17 protein-coding genes are annotated in these 16664 nt (G+C 54.6%); 7 read left to right on the top strand and 10 right to left on the bottom strand.

The features are described 5' to 3' along the window. Nucleotides 1–231: 231 nt before the first annotated feature. From B3511_RS17645 to syd, 4 genes are all read right to left on the bottom strand, one after another. Nucleotides 232–678 carry a flavodoxin gene (locus tag B3511_RS17645; RefSeq protein ID WP_212476414.1) on the bottom strand — a complete coding sequence of 149 codons (447 nt, stop codon included), beginning with the start codon at nucleotides 676–678 and terminating at the stop codon, nucleotides 232–234. Nucleotides 679–688: 10 nt separating this feature from the next. Next, nucleotides 689–1477: a tRNA pseudouridine(65) synthase TruC gene (gene truC / locus B3511_RS17640; RefSeq protein ID WP_286783945.1), complete on the bottom strand. Its 789-nt coding sequence runs from the start codon at nucleotides 1475–1477 to the stop codon at nucleotides 689–691. Next, entirely contained in the window at nucleotides 1474–1800 is a 327-nt protein-coding gene (locus tag B3511_RS17635) for a YqcC family protein (RefSeq protein ID WP_040074233.1), read from the bottom strand. The genes truC and B3511_RS17635 overlap by 4 nt, the downstream gene beginning before the upstream one ends. A 630-nt stretch (nucleotides 1801–2430) precedes the next feature. After that, nucleotides 2431–2976: a SecY-interacting protein gene (gene syd / locus B3511_RS17630; RefSeq protein ID WP_046887069.1), complete on the bottom strand. Its 546-nt coding sequence runs from the start codon at nucleotides 2974–2976 to the stop codon at nucleotides 2431–2433. A 69-nt stretch (nucleotides 2977–3045) separates the two neighbouring features. Between syd and queF the strand changes: the two genes are divergently transcribed. The 5 genes from queF (at nucleotide 3046) to xni (ending at nucleotide 9497) form a co-directional block, all read left to right on the top strand. Continuing rightward, entirely contained in the window at nucleotides 3046–3888 is an 843-nt protein-coding gene (queF, locus tag B3511_RS17625; protein ID WP_286783944.1) for an NADPH-dependent 7-cyano-7-deazaguanine reductase QueF, read from the top strand. A 117-nt stretch (nucleotides 3889–4005) separates the two neighbouring features. Next, entirely contained in the window at nucleotides 4006–5370 is a 1365-nt protein-coding gene (gene ppnN, locus B3511_RS17620; protein ID WP_286783943.1) for a nucleotide 5'-monophosphate nucleosidase PpnN, read from the top strand. A 540-nt stretch (nucleotides 5371–5910) separates the two neighbouring features. Next, the gene (locus B3511_RS17615; RefSeq protein ID WP_046887072.1) at nucleotides 5911–7200 is read left to right on the top strand and encodes an HAAAP family serine/threonine permease; all 1290 of its coding nucleotides are present in this window, start codon (nucleotides 5911–5913) and stop codon (nucleotides 7198–7200) included. 65 nt (nucleotides 7201–7265) lie between these two features. Further along, entirely contained in the window at nucleotides 7266–8633 is a 1368-nt protein-coding gene (locus B3511_RS17610; protein ID WP_040074228.1) for an L-serine ammonia-lyase, read from the top strand. A gap of 108 nt (nucleotides 8634–8741) precedes the next feature. Continuing rightward, nucleotides 8742–9497, top strand: coding sequence for a flap endonuclease Xni (gene xni, locus B3511_RS17605; protein WP_212476418.1), 756 nt, complete (start codon nucleotides 8742–8744; stop codon nucleotides 9495–9497). A 93-nt stretch (nucleotides 9498–9590) separates the two neighbouring features. Here the strand turns inward: xni and rlmM are convergent, their stop codons facing one another. The 4 genes from rlmM to B3511_RS17585 all read right to left on the bottom strand — a co-directional run bounded on the left by rlmM (nucleotide 9591) and on the right by B3511_RS17585 (nucleotide 12614). Continuing rightward, nucleotides 9591–10691: a 23S rRNA (cytidine(2498)-2'-O)-methyltransferase RlmM gene (rlmM, locus tag B3511_RS17600; RefSeq protein WP_040074225.1), complete on the bottom strand. Its 1101-nt coding sequence runs from the start codon at nucleotides 10689–10691 to the stop codon at nucleotides 9591–9593. Further along, on the bottom strand, nucleotides 10684–11079 hold the full coding sequence (locus tag B3511_RS17595; RefSeq protein WP_040074224.1) for a DUF423 domain-containing protein: 396 nt from the start codon (nucleotides 11077–11079) through the stop codon (nucleotides 10684–10686). Before B3511_RS17595 ends, rlmM begins: the two co-directional genes overlap by 8 nt. A gap of 41 nt (nucleotides 11080–11120) precedes the next feature. Then, nucleotides 11121–12038, bottom strand: coding sequence for a glycine cleavage system transcriptional regulator GcvA (gene gcvA, locus B3511_RS17590; RefSeq protein WP_040074222.1), 918 nt, complete (start codon nucleotides 12036–12038; stop codon nucleotides 11121–11123). A 348-nt stretch (nucleotides 12039–12386) separates the two neighbouring features. Continuing rightward, nucleotides 12387–12614, bottom strand: coding sequence for a YgdI/YgdR family lipoprotein (locus B3511_RS17585; RefSeq protein WP_040074221.1), 228 nt, complete (start codon nucleotides 12612–12614; stop codon nucleotides 12387–12389). A gap of 192 nt (nucleotides 12615–12806) precedes the next feature. Between B3511_RS17585 and csdA the strand changes: the two genes are divergently transcribed. Then, the gene (gene csdA / locus B3511_RS17580) at nucleotides 12807–14012 is read left to right on the top strand and encodes a cysteine desulfurase CsdA (RefSeq protein WP_040074220.1); all 1206 of its coding nucleotides are present in this window, start codon (nucleotides 12807–12809) and stop codon (nucleotides 14010–14012) included. Continuing rightward, nucleotides 14012–14452, top strand: a complete 441-nt coding sequence (gene csdE / locus B3511_RS17575) for a cysteine desulfurase sulfur acceptor subunit CsdE (protein WP_286783942.1) — start codon at nucleotides 14012–14014, stop codon at nucleotides 14450–14452. Before csdA ends, csdE begins: the two co-directional genes overlap by 1 nt. Here csdE and tcdA read toward each other — a convergent pair. Both tcdA and mltA read right to left on the bottom strand, forming a co-directional pair. Continuing rightward, nucleotides 14443–15249: a tRNA cyclic N6-threonylcarbamoyladenosine(37) synthase TcdA gene (gene tcdA, locus B3511_RS17570; RefSeq protein ID WP_207292334.1), complete on the bottom strand. Its 807-nt coding sequence runs from the start codon at nucleotides 15247–15249 to the stop codon at nucleotides 14443–14445. The genes csdE and tcdA overlap by 10 nt on opposite strands. An 87-nt stretch (nucleotides 15250–15336) precedes the next feature. Then, the gene (gene mltA / locus B3511_RS17565) at nucleotides 15337–16437 is read right to left on the bottom strand and encodes a murein transglycosylase A (RefSeq protein WP_286783941.1); all 1101 of its coding nucleotides are present in this window, start codon (nucleotides 16435–16437) and stop codon (nucleotides 15337–15339) included. Nucleotides 16438–16664: the final 227 nt, after the last annotated feature.

Here is a 16664-nt window from a genome sequence, read left to right as displayed (position 1 = left end):
ATATTTTTTAACTGGCGAGAAAAGTATAAGAAAGGGGCAACCTCTCCCTCACCGTGCAACACCACAACATTGGCGGATCGCATGCAGGTTGTTTTTGGCATAAGCCCAACCCAATGGAAGGCAGTTCACGGAAACGTGGCTGAAGTGAACAAGTGGGGGGAAGAAAGAGAAGAATGTGAAACAGGTCGCTTGACGCAATAGAAAGCCCTCCCGGCGCGGGAGGGCCAGCCTTTAGCCGAGAAGTGTGCCCCAGTGTTCAACCCAGGGGTTGGATTCGCTCTCGGGTTCAGGATGCTCGGCGGCGTCAATCATCAGCATGTCGCCCACGCGCTTAGCACTCTGCTCCTGTAACAGGGCATCGAAGAGCTTGCCGCCACCGCAGAAGTTGGCGTAGCTGCTGTCACCGAGCGCGATAATGCCGTAGCGCATCTCAGGCTGGTATCCCAGATCTTTAAGCCCCTGGAACAGCGGAACAATACTATCCGGCAGATCGCCCTGCCCGGTAGTGGACGTGACGACCAGCGCATACTGTCCCTGATACTTCTGCCAGTCGGCCAGCTCAGGATCTTCATACACCGTCGCTTTATGGCCCATCTCCCCAAGGATAGTTTCGGCCTCTTCGGCGACCAGTAGCGCGTTGCCGTACATCGTGCCGACAAAAATTCCGACCTCAGCCATACATGACTCCCTACGTTGAATGCGATTGCTGTTCATCCTGAACGTTGGCGGCGGCAAACTCAACCCTTTCATTTTCGGGGAGTTGTCCACGCCAGCCAAACTGTGACAGGGCCTGCATCCATACCTCATCCAGCCCGGCGCGGATAACCAGCGGCTCGCCGGTGAAGGGATGCGTCAGACTCAGCTGGCTGGCATGCAGCATCAGACGATTGCAGCCAAAATGTTCTGCGGCGCTGCGGTTCTGGCGCAGGTCGCCATGCTTGCTGTCGCCAATAATCGGGTGGCGGAGGTGGGCCAGATGACGACGAAGTTGATGTTTGCGCCCGGTTTTGGGCTCCAGCTCCACCAGACTGTATCGGGTAGTGGGGAATTTACTGGTAGCCACAGCCATTTCGGTGGTGGCAAAGCCGCGATAGTGCGTCACCGCAGGCTGTGGGTCTTTGTCTTCGCGCGCGTATTTATCGCCGATTTTATCCAGCTCTTCCACCAGCGGGTAATCGAGGGTCGCCGTCTCCGTTAACCAGCCGCGCACAATAGCGTGGTAACGTTTCTGCATCTGATGCTGTTCGAATTGCTGCGACAACAGGCGCCCGGCCTCGCTGGAAAGCCCCATCAGCAGGACACCAGAGGTAGGGCGATCGAGACGATGGACAGTAAATACGTGCTGCCCAATCTGGTCGCGCACGGTTTGCATCACCACCACTTTTTCATCGCGATCGAGCCAGCTGCGGTGCACAAGCCAGCCGGAGGGCTTATTCACCGCCACCAGCCACTCATCCTGATAAAGGATTTCAATCATGCTTTGCCGCCGAACAGGGCGTCGAGCGCCTCGAGTTCCGCCAGCAGCGCATCGCGCGCGGGGTGGGCGGCATCCAGCGCCATTTCGTAATAGGGTGCAACGGCAAAAGCTTGCGGCAGCGGATGACCGCTATCAAGCAGAGCGTGCAGTCGCGGGATCATTACCCACTGCAGCCACTCAAACGGTGCCAGGGTGTCCAGGCAGAATGGCTGCGTACTGGCAAACGCCTCTGGCGCTGGCGCCGCTGTTTGCCAGAGCTGCTGCGCCTGCATTAGGGCTTCGAGTGCGTGCAACTGCGCGCGCACGCTTTCGTGATGGGTCATATCACCTCCACTGAAAATCTGAACGGCGCGCAGCATAGCAAAGACCGCGCAGAAATAAAAAAAGGGAGCACTGTAAAAACAGTGCTCCCGGTTCGTTTCGCAGCAATCCAGCTACTTTTCGTGCTCCCTGCTCATCCGTGACAACTTTTCCTCTGACCCGAAGGCCTGGTCATCCGTTTACCGCTGCATCCTGCATCACACCGTCCTGGCGTGATTGTCCATCCTGAGACGTCCTGGCCTTCCTGACCCACCGGGCATCCTGACCGGCTCTCGTTCTCCTTCCTGGAGGTGTCCCTTACGCGTCCTGCGTGTTCCGCTTTGCTTCGTCCAGAAGCCTTCCTTGTAACGCCTTCCTGACGTGTCCTGCTTTAGTAACGCCATCATCCTGATGTTCGTTGCTGGTGTTGACTTCCTGTCAACGAATATAGAATCCGCCATTCCGCTTCGTCTTACAAGGCATGCTGTAAGCCTGACGAAGGCGGCGCTAAGTGAATAGCAGCGTGTGATACCATATAAATGGTTGATTATAAGAAGATAAAAAGAATTATCTGAAAAACTATCTTAAGAAGATTCCAGCGATCTCTCACAAGCTTTGTAAGAGATCTCTTACAAGACGAGTAGTATTCCGGATTACACGACGGGCTGTAATTGATTGAGGAAATCCGCAAGATTATTTGCGAGAACTTCACGTTGGCGGGTGCCGAGCGTCTCTCTAATCACCTCGCCGGAAAGGTTGCACAGGGAAATTACGTCCAGCTCGCTATCCAGTGTGGCAATAAAAAGCGTAGGCGATAACTTAAGGCGTTTCTGTGTGACCAGATGGCCGATCAGATTTTCCTGCACACGCTGGAAATCGGTTTCGCTCCAGCTTTGCAGCAACATCATCGTGCAATTGCCAAATCTGGCGCCCATATCCCCGGCAAACTGTGAGGTATAGAAAGCAGTAACGGCTGGTTGTACCACAATGTCCATCGCCCGTTCAATGCCCTTTACATTTTGCTCAGCCGTGAAAGGTTGCGGCTGCCAGATGACCGCGCCGTCGCAGGTGCTGATGATGCACGGAGAGGGAACCCCTACGTACTCTTCGCTTTGCGGCCAGGTGCCCTTTTGATCATGCCAGGCATCACAATAACGTGTGGTAAAGCCCTTCAGGGCAGCTGCGATCTCTTTTTCCACCGATTTCTCTCTTCACTTAAGCCAGGATACACTCAGCCCTATAGTTTACCGTTAAAGCGACAATGAAACATGTCTTACGAAGGAAATCAGGCCCTGACGGGCTTAACATTGGGTAAAACCACCGATTATCGTGATGTCTATGACGCCAGCCTGCTCCAGGGCGTGCCGCGTAGTCTGAACCGCGATCCGCTGGGGCTGAGCGCAGATGCTCTCCCCTTCCATGGCGGTGATATCTGGACGCTGTACGAGCTTTCATGGCTCAATGCGCGCGGCCTGCCGCAAGTGGCGGTAGGCCATGTCGAACTGGACTACACCTGCGTGAATCTGGTGGAGTCCAAAAGCTTTAAGCTCTATCTCAATAGCTTTAATCAGACGCGATTCACGAGCTGGGAAGAGGTACAAGAAACCTTGCAGCGCGATTTAAGCGCCTGCGCCCAGGGTAAGGTGACGGTGGCGCTCTATCGCCTGCATGAACTGGAAGGCCAGCCCATCGCTCACCTGCACGGTACCTGTATCGACGAGCAGGCCATCGACATCGACAACTACGAATTTGACACCGCTTATCTGCAAGATGCTGCCAGCGGCGATGTAGTGGAAGAGACCCTGGTGAGCCACCTGCTGAAATCTAACTGTCTGATCACCCATCAGCCGGACTGGGGCTCGGTACAGATTCAGTACCGCGGTGGCAAAATCGATCGTGAAAAACTGCTGCGCTACCTCGTCTCTTTCCGTCATCACAACGAATTTCACGAGCAGTGCGTAGAGCGGATTTTTAATGACATTCTGCACTTCTGTCAGCCAGAGTCCCTGAGCGTGTACGCCCGCTATACCCGCCGCGGCGGCCTGGATATCAATCCATGGCGCAGTAACAGCAATTTTGTGCCGGCCACCGGCCGCCTGGTCCGTCAGTAAAGTAAATAATTTCACAATAATGCGCGGTCTGTTCCGCGCTTTAGGTTGTGAAAGGTCATAAGCCAGGGCTATTGTAATCAACAGGGAATGACGATAAACGTCCCATAAGGAGCTCACTTGATTACACATATTAGCCCGCTTGGCTCTATGGATATGTTGTCGCAGCTGGAAGTGGACATGCTTAAAAGCACGGCCAGCAGCGATCTTTATCAACTGTTTCGCAACTGTTCACTTGCCGTTCTGAACTCCGGAAGCCAGACCGATAACAGCAAAGAGCTGCTCTCGCGCTTCGAAAGTTTTGACATTAACGTCCTGCGTCGCGAACGCGGCGTGAAGCTGGAACTGATTAATCCACCGGAAGATGCCTTTGTGGATGGGCGCATTATTCGCTCCCTGCAGGCGAACCTCTTTGCGGTGCTGCGTGACATTCTGTTTGTTAATGGCCAAATCAGCAACGCCGGGCGATTCCAGCATCTGGATCTGGAAAGCTCGACCCACATTACCAACCTGGTCTTTTCTATTTTACGTAACGCCCGTGCCCTGCACGTGGGCGAAGCGCCGAGTATGGTCGTCTGCTGGGGTGGCCACTCCATCAACGAAACCGAGTATTTGTATGCCCGTCGGGTGGGAACCCAACTGGGCCTGCGTGAACTGAATATCTGCACCGGCTGCGGCCCGGGCGCTATGGAAGCGCCAATGAAAGGGGCTGCCGTAGGCCATGCCCAGCAGCGCTACAAAGAGGGGCGTTTTATCGGGATGACCGAACCCTCGATCATTGCCGCTGAGCCGCCTAACCCGCTGGTTAACGAACTGATTATCATGCCGGATATCGAAAAACGCCTTGAGGCGTTTGTCCGTATTGCGCACGGTATAATCATCTTCCCGGGCGGGGTAGGTACCGCAGAAGAGCTGCTGTACTTGCTCGGCATTCTGATGCACCCGGCGAACAAGGATCAGGTGCTGCCGCTGATCCTCACCGGCCCGAAAGAAAGCGCAGATTACTTCCGCGTGCTGGATGAATTTATTGTCCATACGCTGGGCGAGGCGGCTCGTCGTCACTATCGCATCATCATCGATGACGCGGCGGAAGTGGCGCGGCAAATGAAGAAAGCGATGCCGCTGGTCAAAGAGAACCGTCGCGAAACCGGGGATGCCTACAGCTTTAACTGGTCTATCCGTATCGCCCCGGATCTACAGATCCCGTTTGAACCGTCGCATGAAAATATGGCGAACCTGAAACTTTACCCTGATCAGCCCGTTGAAGTTTTGGCTGCGGATCTGCGTCGTGCCTTCTCTGGCATCGTGGCGGGTAACGTGAAAGAGGTGGGGATCCGCGCCATCGAGGCGTACGGCCCTTATAAAATACATGGCGATCCTGAAATGATGCGCCGTATGGACGACCTGCTGCAGGGCTTCGTTGCTCAGCATCGTATGAAATTACCGGGCTCTGCCTATATCCCCTGCTACGAAATCTGCGCCTAATCTGCTTTTGCCCGGTTAACATGCCGGGCAATTTCCCTCCCCTGCGCTCCTCATCATCTTGTTCATAGTCATCAGGCATATAGATACACCCCTATCATTCCTCAATCTTATAGTTTTTCGCATTCTGCTGCGCGCGCAAACGTTTACCTGGAATGTGTAACCGGAAAATATCACCACTAATCAAGGTTATTTGCTGGAATATCCTGAAAATCACCATCTTTACAGCGTAAGCCACCTATCTCTCTGGTAACGCTTTCAGCCTGTATGTCGTTAATGGTAGCCTTCGCGCCCGTAAATTCGCTTTGAAGTTTTTTTAGCAGATAAATGGTCTAAAGATATGCATCTCAAAAGTGGATTATTGCAATTGGGATCAAGATCACTGAAGGATTCATAACGAAAATGTATCTTTCCGCCCGCCAATAGTTACGGGCAAAAATTATATAAAAACCGTCACTAAACGAATTTCATATTACCGTTGGGCACTTTTTTATCGGATTCGACTAAAAAAACCTGACAATTCGCTTCCTCCAGGAGATACAGATGGAAACTACTCAAACCAGCACCGTTGCTTCGATTGATTCCCGAAGCGGCTGGCGCAAAACGGATACCATGTGGATGCTTGGCCTGTACGGCACAGCAATCGGCGCTGGTGTACTGTTCCTTCCAATCAACGCAGGCGTAGGCGGTCTGATCCCGCTGATCATCATGGCGATCATCGCTTTCCCGATGACCTACTTTGCCCACCGCGGTCTGACCCGTTTCGTCCTGTCCGGTAAAAACCCGGGTGAAGACATCACGGAAGTGGTTGAAGAACACTTCGGCGTTGGCGCAGGTAAACTGATTACCCTGCTCTACTTCTTCGCGATTTACCCGATTCTGCTGGTATACAGCGTGGCAATCACCAACACGGTTGAAAGCTTCATGACGCACCAGCTGCAGATGACTCCGCCACCGCGCGCCATTCTGTCGCTGATCCTTATCGTGGGCATGATGACTATCGTCCGTTTCGGCGAGCAGATGATCGTGAAAGCGATGAGCGTGCTGGTCTTCCCGTTCGTTGCGGCGCTGATGCTGCTGGCTTGCTACCTGATCCCACAGTGGAACGGTGCAGCGCTGGAAACCCTGTCTCTGAGCAGCGCTTCCGCAACCGGCAACGGCCTGCTGTTGACCCTGTGGCTGGCAATCCCGGTGATGGTCTTCTCCTTCAACCACTCGCCGATCATCTCCTCCTTCGCAGTAGCGAAGCGTGAAGAGTACGGCGATAAAGCAGAGAAGAAATGCTCCAGCATTCTGGCACGTGCGCACATCATGATGGTGCTGACCGTTATGTTCTTCGTCTTCAGCTGCGTACTGAGCCTCTCTCCGGCGGATCTGGCGGCGGCGAAAGAGCAGAACATCTCTATTCTCTCTTACCTGGCGAACCACTTTAACGCACCGCTGATTGCCTGGATGGCGCCAATTATCGCCATTATCGCGATCACTAAATCCTTCCTGGGCCACTACCTGGGCGCACGTGAAGGCTTCAACGGTATGGTGATTAAATCTCTGCGCGGTAAAGGCAAGAGCATTGAAATCAACAAGCTGAACAAAATCACTGCGCTGTTTATGCTGCTGACCACCTGGGCAGTTGCAACCCTGAACCCAAGCATCCTGGGGATGATTGAAACCCTGGGCGGCCCGGTTATCGCGATGATTCTGTTCCTGATGCCAATGTATGCGATTCAGAAAGTGCCTGCGATGCGTAAATACAGCGGCCATATCAGCAACGTATTCGTTGTGATTATGGGCCTGATTGCCATCTCCGCTATCTTCTACTCGCTGTTCGCTTAATTCCTTTCGCGCCGTCCTCGGGCGGCGCACTCTCTCCTCTTCAGACTGAAAGCAACGGACGCATCATGATTAGCGTATTCGATATTTTCAAAATCGGTATTGGTCCCTCCAGCTCTCATACTGTTGGCCCAATGAAAGCCGGTAAACAATTCACGGACGATCTGATTTCACACGGCATTCTCCATGACACCACCCGCGTAGTCGTGGATGTCTATGGCTCCCTCTCCTTAACCGGAAAAGGTCACCATACGGATATCGCCATTATCATGGGTCTGGCGGGTAACCTGCCGGATACCGTCGATATTGATGCGATCCCGAGCTTTATCCAGGACGTGAATACCCATGGTCGTCTGCTGCTGGCGAACGGCGAACATGAGGTTGAGTTCCCGGTTGACCACTGCATGAATTTCCATGCGGATAACCTGTCGCTGCATGAAAATGGCATGCGTATTACCGCGTTAGCTGGCGATAAAGTCCTGCACAGCAAAACCTATTACTCTATCGGCGGCGGTTTTATCGTCGACGAAGAACACTTCGGGCAAAGCAGCAACGACACCGTGGCGGTGCCTTACCCGTACAAATCGGCAGCCGATCTGCAACGCCATTGTCAGGAGAGCGGTCTGTCGCTCTCTGGCCTGATGATGAAAAACGAGCTGGCGCTGCACAGCAAAGAAGAGCTGGAACAGCACTTTGCGAACGTCTGGGAAGTGATGCGTGGCGGGATTGAGCGCGGAATTACGACCGAAGGCGTATTACCGGGTAAGCTGCGCGTTCCACGTCGTGCCGCCGCGCTGCGCCGCATGCTGGTCAGCGCCGATAAGACCACCACAGACCCGATGGCGGTCGTGGACTGGATCAATATGTTTGCGCTGGCCGTGAACGAAGAGAACGCCGCTGGTGGACGTGTGGTAACGGCGCCGACCAATGGCGCGTGCGGGATCGTGCCGGCAGTACTGGCTTACTACGACAAATTCATCCGCGAAGTGAACGCTAACTCACTGGCACGCTATATGCTGGTGACCAGCGCGATTGGTTCGCTCTATAAGATGAATGCGTCTATCTCCGGCGCCGAAGTGGGCTGTCAGGGTGAGGTTGGCGTGGCCTGCTCGATGGCTGCAGCAGGTCTGGCTGAGTTGCTCGGCGGTAGCCCGGCGCAAGTCTGTATTGCGGCGGAAATCGGTATGGAACACAACCTTGGCCTTACCTGCGACCCGGTTGCCGGACAGGTACAAGTCCCCTGCATTGAGCGTAACGCGATTGCCTCGGTAAAAGCGGTTAACGCTGCGCGTATGGCCCTGCGCCGCACCAGCGAGCCGCGCGTCTGCCTCGATAAGGTTATCGAAACCATGTTCGAGACCGGTAAAGACATGAACGCCAAATACCGCGAAACCTCCCGCGGCGGCCTGGCGATGAAAATCGTTGCCTGCGACTAACCTTTTGCGCCTCGTTTTTGCGAGGCGCTTTCCCGTTTCACCCACCACGCGTAGTTTCATCCTGCCGACAGTGATACCCTTTATTCACAAGATGGAAGGAGATTATCTGTGGCTGTTCATTTGCTTATTGTCGACGCGCTTAACCTGATTCGCCGTATCCATGCGGTACAGGGGACGCCCTGTAAGGATACCTGCGTCCACGCGCTGGAGCAGTTAATCCGCCACAGCGAGCCCACGCATGTGGTGGCGGTATTTGACGACGAAGCGCGCAATACCGGCTGGCGACATCAGCGTCTGCCCGACTACAAAGCCGGACGCGCTCCTATGCCCGACGACCTGCACAGCGAAATGCCAGCCCTGCGTACGGCATTTGAACAGCATGGCGTTCCCTGCTGGGGGGCCCGGGGCAACGAAGCCGACGATCTCGCGGCTACGCTGGCGGTCAAAGTAGCCAGCGCCGGACATCAGGCCACAATCGTCTCTACCGACAAAGGCTACTGCCAGTTGCTCTCCCCCACCATCCGCATTCGTGATTACTTTCAGAAACGCTGGCTGGATGCCCCCTTTATCGCCAGTGAATTTGGCGTGACCCCTGAGCAACTTCCCGACTACTGGGGGCTGGCAGGCATTAGCAGTTCAAAGGTGCCCGGCGTGGCCGGTATCGGGCCGAAAAGCGCAGCCCAGCTCTTGAACGACTTTCACTCTCTGGAAGGTATCTATGACCGGCTGGATGAGGTGCCTGAAAAGTGGCGTAAGAAACTGGTGGAGCATAAAGAGATGGCGTTTATCTGTCGGGACGTGGCGAGATTACAGACGGATTTACAGCTCGACGGGAATTTACAGCAGTTGCGGTTAACGCGGTAATTGACTTCAACCTAGCCCTCTCCCGGGGGAGAGGGGATCAGACCGCGCAGACTTTTCCCCCTCGCCCCCAGGAGATGAGGGGATTTCAGTGCACTATCGCTCGTCGCGGCGTCCACCGACCGCAGCCCACCAGCGACGAACATGTACCGTCACCTCTTCGCGATCGTGATACAACTGACGCGCCTGGATCACCACGTTAATACCGTTAGCATCCATCTGCTCCTGAATATAAGCCAGGTTCTGCGACACCTCTTCGTAGCGCTTCTTCATTGGCAGCTTGAGGTTGAAAATGGTTTCACGACACCAGCCATTTACCAGCCAGGAGGCCATCAGCGCAGCCACTTTCGCCGGTTTTTCTACCATATCGCATACCATCCAGGTGATGTTATTGCGGGTCGGGCGATAGCGGAAGCCATCCTCACGCAGCCAGGTCACCTGCCCGGTATCCATCAGGCTCTGCGCCATCGGGCCGTTATCAACGGAGGCAACCCACATGTTGCGCTTCACCAGCTGATAGGTCCAGCCACCAGGGCAAGCCCCCAGATCCACCGCGTGCATGCCATTAGCCAGGCGTTCGTCCCACTCATCAGCCGGAATAAAGACATGAAACGCCTCTTCCAGCTTCAGCGTGGAGCGGCTCGGCGCGTCAGACGGGAACTTCAGGCGCGGGATCCCCATATAGAACGGTGAGTTATTGGTGGTGAGCGAATAGCCTGCGTAGCAGCAGCCCGGCGCAATGAAAAAGATATGCACAACAGGACGTTTTGGCGTCTCGTAGTTGGTCAGTACGCCTGCTTCACGCAGAGCTGCACGCAGCGGTACGGTGAATTTGCGGCAGAACTTCATCAACTCTTTGCTTTCGTTGGTATCGGCGACTTCAACGCGCAGATCGCCCCCCTTCTCAACGACACCCTGCAGCATACCGACGATAGGCGTAATACGATCTTCAGGCGGGAGATCTTTGAGCAGCTCGCCTGCCACAAACATCTGGCGGGCAAAAATCAGGGAGCTAAACGGCAGCTCGCGCACCAGTTTTTCTGCGTCATCCGGCTGATAGCACTCGAATACCACATAACCCGAGTCCTCTTTGACGCGGGCAAAACCAAATACCTCTCGCTTAGCGGCTTTATCGGTGATTTCCGCAGCGCACTCTTTCTCAAAGCCCGGGCGACAATATAAAACAACTTTATTCATGAACAACGCCCTTGCGTTTCAGACGGATAGAACCAATCAACATTAAAAACCACCCCACCAGGAAGCAGACGCCGCCGACAGGGGTAACAAACGCCCAGAGGCGTAAATGTGACAGCGCCAGGCAGTAAAGGCTGCCGCTGAACAATACGGTACCGAGCGCGAGGAAAACGCTGCTCCAGTAGAACCAGATGCTAATACGGCGCTGCATGGCAACCGCTAAACCGAATATCGCCAGGGTATGAAACGCCTGATACTCAAGGCCGGTCTGGAGCCAGCCCATCTCGACAGCACCCAACGATTTACTTAATACATGCGCACCGAAGGCGCCCAGCGCAACGAAAATAAAGCCACTTATTGCGGCGAAAATTAGCATGAAACGGCTGGTCATGTTCCTGTCCCAAAGTCATGCGTGCAGGCACGCGAAATCATTTATTGCTCATAACGAAAGCGGAATTTCTCTTGCTCACTGGCCGCTTTCGCCAGTATCCATTGCCGGAAGGCGGCTATTTTACCCAGTTCTGCCTGACTGTCATGACAAACCAGATAAAACGCATTTTTACTGACCAGAACATCATTAAATGGACAGACCAGGCGGCCTGCCTCAATTTCGGACTGAGCCATCACGTTGTTCGCCAACGCCACGCCCTGCCCGTGAATAGCAGCCTGTAACACCATCGCGCTGTGGCTGAAGATGGGCCCCTGCTGTACATTGATATGGTTCAGACCCAACTGACGGGTATAAGTTTGCCAGTCGCGGCGAGAAGCATCATGCAAAAGAGTATGTTTCGCCAGGTCGGCAGGTGTTTTCAGCGCCTTTTCACCCGTTAATAATAGCGGTGAGCAGACCGGCAGCAGATATTCTGCGTATAATTTTTCGACACGCAAGCCCGGCCAGTTACCGCGACCATAAAAAATCGCCACGTCGACATCATCCGCGAGCTTATCTTCCTGACGGTCCACCGCCTGGATTCGAACGTCGATTCCCGGATAAGCTGAGTTAAAGCTTGTGAGCCTCGGCACCAGCCACTGGATGGCAAAACTGGGCAATAAACTGACCGTCAGGGCCCCTTTTGCACTGCGCGCTTGCAGTTTGCGGGTCGCCTCTGTCAGCTGTGAAAAAATCTCTTTGATATCCTGAAAATAGCTCTGTCCCTCTTCCGTTAATAAGAGAGAACGGTTGCGTCGACGGAACAGCTTAAGCCCCAGAAAGTCCTCAAGAGACTTGATTTGATGACTTACTGCGGCCTGTGTCACAAATAGCTCATCTGCCGCGCGAGTGAAACTCAAATGGCGGGCAGCAGCATCAAAAACACGTAATGCGTTCAGTGGTGGTAATCGCTTTGACATGGCTTTATGGCTTAGATGTTAAAGGCTTTTAACAAACAGGAAACAATAGTTAACCTATTAGTTTTTTTTATCTGAGCCATTATAATTTGTCCGTTGAGGAACTACCAGCAAATACCTATAGTGGCGGCACTTCCTGAGCCGGAACGAAGAGCTTTTTCGGAATGCGTGTTCTGAGGGGCTTTTGGCTTACGGTTGTGATGTTGTGTTGTTGTGTTTGCAATTGGTCTGCGATTCAGACCACGGTAGCAACGCTACCAATTTTTCACTTCCTGTACATTTACCCTGTCTGTCCATAGTGATTAATGTAGCACCGCCTAATTGCGGTGCTTTTTTTTGTCTGCTATTCCCTTACTTGTTCAGTTCTACCATCTCTTTTACATCAGAGCGGTTGATCTGCTGCTTATTCCCGTTGGCATCCTTATAGGAAATCATACCGGTATCGTTATCGGTCTGCGGCTTCCCTTCAGACACGATGGAACGACCATCGTTGGTATGCATCACATAGTTGTTACCAGAACAGGCGCTCAGGGCAAAAGTAAACATACAGGCAGAGATGATCGCGGCAGTCTTTTTCATAATTCTTCTCCTTCAGCAATTAATGCTATTCATAGCTCGTTTTATGACAGGCTCAGACACTCACCTAACACTATTCAGCATAACGTGCTTCACGCAGGATGCCAGGATAAACAGACAATTCCGATAGAGATCAACCTCCTTGCTCTGCCGGGAATTTTGCGCGACGATCTAGCGATGACCATGAGGAGTCCCATGAACGCTTTCAGTCCTGCCCACTTTCGCGCCCAGTTTCCGGCGCTGGCTGATGCCGGCGTCTACCTTGATAGCGCCGCTACCGCCCTTAAGCCAACGGCGGTCATCGAAGCCACTAACCAGTTTTACAGCCTGAGCGCGGGCAATGTGCATCGTAGCCAGTTTGCCGAAGCCCAGCGCCTGACCGCGCGCTATGAAGCGGCTCGCGAACAGGTGGCGCGCCTGATCCATGCCGAAAGCGGCAAAAACATTGTCTGGACCCGCGGCACCACCGAAGCGATAAACATGGTGGCCCAGAGCTTTGCTCGCCCGCGTCTGCAGCCGGGTGACGAGATCATTGTCAGTGAAGCTGAGCATCACGCCAATCTTGTCCCGTGGTTAATGGTGGCAGAGCAGACCGGCGCTAAAGTCGTGAAACTGCCTCTGGGCGCCGACCTGCTGCCCGATCTTGCGCGTCTGGAGGCGTTGATTACCCCACAAAGCCGGATCCTCGCTCTCGGGCAGATGTCGAACGTCACGGGGGGCTGCCCCGATCTCGCCCAGGCGATAACCCTGGCTCACGCCCATAATATGGTGGTGATGGTGGACGGCGCTCAGGGAGTGGTGCACTTCCCGGCGGATGTACAGGCGCTGGATATTGATTTCTACGCTTTCTCAGGCCACAAGCTGTATGGTCCTACCGGCATCGGCGTCCTTTACGGAAAGGCCGGGTTACTGGAGCAGATGTCGCCCTGGTTGGGCGGCGGAAAGATGATTAGTGAAGTCAGTTTTGACGGATTCAAAACACAGCCGGTGCCTTATCGCCTGGAGGCCGGTACGCCGAACGTCGCGGGGGTGATAGGCCTGAGCGCTGCCCTGGAGTGGCTTGCAGACATTGACGTGGCGCAGGCCGAAAGCTGGAGCCGCGGGCTGGCGACGCTGGCTGAAGAGGCATTAAAAACGCGTCCGGGCTTTCGTTCGTTTCGTGTTCAGGACTCCAGCCTGCTGGCCTTTGATTTTGCAGGCGTTCATCATAGCGATATGGTTACGTTGCTTGCCCAGTCAGGTATCGCCCTGCGTGCCGGGCAGCACTGCGCCCAGCCGCTGCTGGCAGCACTGGGCGTAAGCGGCACCCTGCGCGCGTCCTTTGCCCCTTACAATACCCAAAGCGATGTCGAGGCGCTGGTCGCCGCCGTGGATCGCGCACTTGCACTACTGGTGGATTAATGACAAGCCCTACCCTGGCCGGACACCCGTTCGGCACCGTCATCACAGAAGAGACGTTAAAAGAGACCTTCGCTCCGCTTAATCAGTGGGAAGATAAATATCGCCAGCTCATCCTGCTTGGCAAACACCTGCCGGCGCTTTCCGATGAACTCAAAGCACAGGCCAGAGAGATCCCCGGTTGTGAAAACCGCGTCTGGCTGGGTGTCACCCGGGTAGGTGATAAGCTGCATTTTATGGGCGACAGTGAAGGGCGTATTGTGCGGGGACTGCTGGCCGTGCTGCTCACGGCTGTCGAAGGCAAAAGCGCAGCGCAGCTGCTGGCCCGCGACCCGCTCACGCTGTTCGATGAGCTGGGGTTACGCGCCCAGCTCAGCGCATCCCGCAGCCAGGGGCTGAATGCGCTGAGTGAAGCGGTGCTGGAGGCTGCGCGTCAGGCCTGACGGTTCGCCTTCGCCATCATTTTCTTCAGGGCGTGAGAGACCGCCACAAAGCCAAAGGAGGCGGTCACCATGGTGGCCGCACCAAAGCCGGAGGCACAATCCATCCGTTTTGGCCCTTCTGCCGTGCTCTTCATTGCGCAGACGGTGCCATCGGCCTGCGGATAAACCAGCGCTTCCGTCGAGAAGACGCAGTCCACCCCCAGTTTACCTTTGCTGTTTTTGACTACGTTGAAATCGCTTTTCAGCCGCTCGCGTAATTTTGCAGCCAGCGGATCCTGAATGGTTTTTGCCAGATCGCTCACCTGAATCTGGGTCGGATCAATTTGCCCGCCAGCTCCCCCCGTGGTAACCAGGGGCACCTTATACCGACGGCAGTAAGCAATCAGCGCCGCTTTCGGGCGCACGCTATCAATAGCATCGATCACATAGCTATAACCGGCACTCATATACTGCGCCACGTTATCCGCCGTCACGAAGTCATCGATCACCGTTACCCGACACTCAGGGTTGATCTGGCGAATACGATCCGCCATGACTTCAGATTTGGCCAGGCCCACGCTGTCGCGCAGGGCATGGATCTGCCGGTTGGTATTGGTGACGCAGACATCATCCATATCAATAAGCGTAATGGCACCGATACCGGTTCGCGCAAGCGCTTCCGCCGCCCAGGAGCCGACACCGCCAATCCCGACTACGCAAACATGCGCCCCGGCAAAGAGTTGCAGGGCATTTTCACCGTAAAGACGCGCTGTGCCGCCAAAACGCTGGCGCCAGGCGTCGCTGATTACCACAGACATATGACCTCAGATGTAAAAAGGGGTGAGAGTTATCCCTCACCCCGGCCCCCGTCAGAGAGCAGAAAGCATGACGTTAATGTACCACATTTAGCCGCTAAAGACGCTGCCACCCGTGCCCGGCGCCGTTTTCAGCACCCAGACGCGGCCATAGTGGTTATACCAGCCCGCGCGGTGACCCGCATCCGGGCCAATCCCCTGATAGATATCAAAGTGCTGGCCCTTTATGGCGCCACCTACGTCGAGAGCGACCATCAGGCGCAGTTCGTACTGACCGGAGAACTTACCGTTATTATCCAGCGTCGGTACCTCTGCTAACAGCGTGGTGCCTGGCGGGATCACTGTACGGTCAGAGGCGACGGACGCGCGGCCAATCAGCGGCACCGCGCTAGCCCCTTTCACTGGCGCAAAGTTTTGCGGTTTGAAGAAGACGAAGGAAGGGTTCTGCTCCAGCAGTTCACGGACTTCGCTTTCGCTGTGCTTCTCGCCCCACTCACGGATAGCCTGCATCGACATATCTTCGCGTTTAACTTCACCGCGGTCGATCAGGACTTTGCCGATGCTGCGATAGGCATGGCCGTTTTTACCTGAATAGCTAAAGAAGTTAAGCGGGCTGCCATCACCGAAATCGATATAGCCACTGCCCTGAACATCCATAATGAAGTTATCCATCAGCGAGTTGCTGTAGGCGAGGATATAGTTGTCACTCAGCGCCCCCGCATAGATCTCGGCGCGGGACGGCAGGCGGCCACGCTTCGGTGGCATACGGTAGATAGGATACTGGAATTCACCCTGGCGGGTATGACGCGCTTGCACTACCGGCGTGTAGTAGCCGGTAAACTGGACGTTGCCATAGTTATCGGCCCCTTCCATCTGCCAGGCATCAATACCGTACTGACGCAGCATGCGGGTATCTCCCCCGGCGCGTAACCACTCCTGAATCGCGTTATAAACGGCATTCTGTGAGCCATACAGGCGCGGAGAGGCGGTACGGATCTGGCTTACCTGCTCAGCAAAGTCACCACCGTTAATTGGCGCCCCGACGGCATCGGGCTGGTTCACTAAGGAGAAAGGCTGGGTAAATTTCCCGTCTTTATATTGCTGACCGCGATCGGTCGGTTTGGAGGAGCAGGCCGCAAGAATCGCTACCATTGCGCCCGTCATCAGATACTTCGCCCAACGTCCTTTCATTATATCTCGTCTTTTAGTTGCCCGTTTCTGCGAAATGAAGATAACAAACCGCTACAGTGATTGAAATGCGATTACATGCCCAAGGGCAAATTTTGCGCAAAAAATCGCCTTATTGTATCTAATTCGTTCAATTTACATACTATTAGGGTATTTTTACTTAAAAAGGGTTGCAACAATGAGTCAGCAGAGTATAGTGCGCATCCACGGACGCGGGGTGGAGCAGCCTG

Source organism: Leclercia sp. UBA1284 (assembly GCF_002308415.1).
GTDB classification, from domain to species: domain Bacteria; phylum Pseudomonadota; class Gammaproteobacteria; order Enterobacterales; family Enterobacteriaceae; genus Enterobacter; species Enterobacter pneumoniae.
This window is presented reverse-complemented; position numbering and strand designations above follow the sequence as displayed.

Excerpts from the sequence above, each read along its gene's own strand:
- B3511_RS17635 (WP_040074233.1), bottom strand. The coding sequence starts at position 1,800 with ATGACCCATCACGAAAGCGTGCGCGCGCAGTTGCACGCACTCGAAGCC.
- queF (WP_286783944.1), top strand. The coding sequence starts at position 3,046 with ATGTCTTACGAAGGAAATCAGGCCCTGACGGGCTTAACATTGGGTAAA.
- B3511_RS17645 (WP_212476414.1), bottom strand. The coding sequence starts at position 678 with ATGGCTGAGGTCGGAATTTTTGTCGGCACGATGTACGGCAACGCGCTA.
- truC (WP_286783945.1), bottom strand. The coding sequence starts at position 1,477 with ATGATTGAAATCCTTTATCAGGATGAGTGGCTGGTGGCGGTGAATAAG.
- B3511_RS17585 (WP_040074221.1), bottom strand. The coding sequence starts at position 12,614 with ATGAAAAAGACTGCCGCGATCATCTCTGCCTGTATGTTTACTTTTGCC.
- mltA (WP_286783941.1), bottom strand. The coding sequence starts at position 16,437 with ATGAAAGGACGTTGGGCGAAGTATCTGATGACGGGCGCAATGGTAGCG.
- csdA (WP_040074220.1), top strand. The coding sequence starts at position 12,807 with ATGAACGCTTTCAGTCCTGCCCACTTTCGCGCCCAGTTTCCGGCGCTG.
- B3511_RS17615 (WP_046887072.1), top strand. The coding sequence starts at position 5,911 with ATGGAAACTACTCAAACCAGCACCGTTGCTTCGATTGATTCCCGAAGC.
- B3511_RS17610 (WP_040074228.1), top strand. The coding sequence starts at position 7,266 with ATGATTAGCGTATTCGATATTTTCAAAATCGGTATTGGTCCCTCCAGC.
- B3511_RS17595 (WP_040074224.1), bottom strand. The coding sequence starts at position 11,079 with ATGACCAGCCGTTTCATGCTAATTTTCGCCGCAATAAGTGGCTTTATT.
- gcvA (WP_040074222.1), bottom strand. The coding sequence starts at position 12,038 with ATGTCAAAGCGATTACCACCACTGAACGCATTACGTGTTTTTGATGCT.
- csdE (WP_286783942.1), top strand. The coding sequence starts at position 14,012 with ATGACAAGCCCTACCCTGGCCGGACACCCGTTCGGCACCGTCATCACA.
- rlmM (WP_040074225.1), bottom strand. The coding sequence starts at position 10,691 with ATGAATAAAGTTGTTTTATATTGTCGCCCGGGCTTTGAGAAAGAGTGC.
- tcdA (WP_207292334.1), bottom strand. The coding sequence starts at position 15,249 with ATGTCTGTGGTAATCAGCGACGCCTGGCGCCAGCGTTTTGGCGGCACA.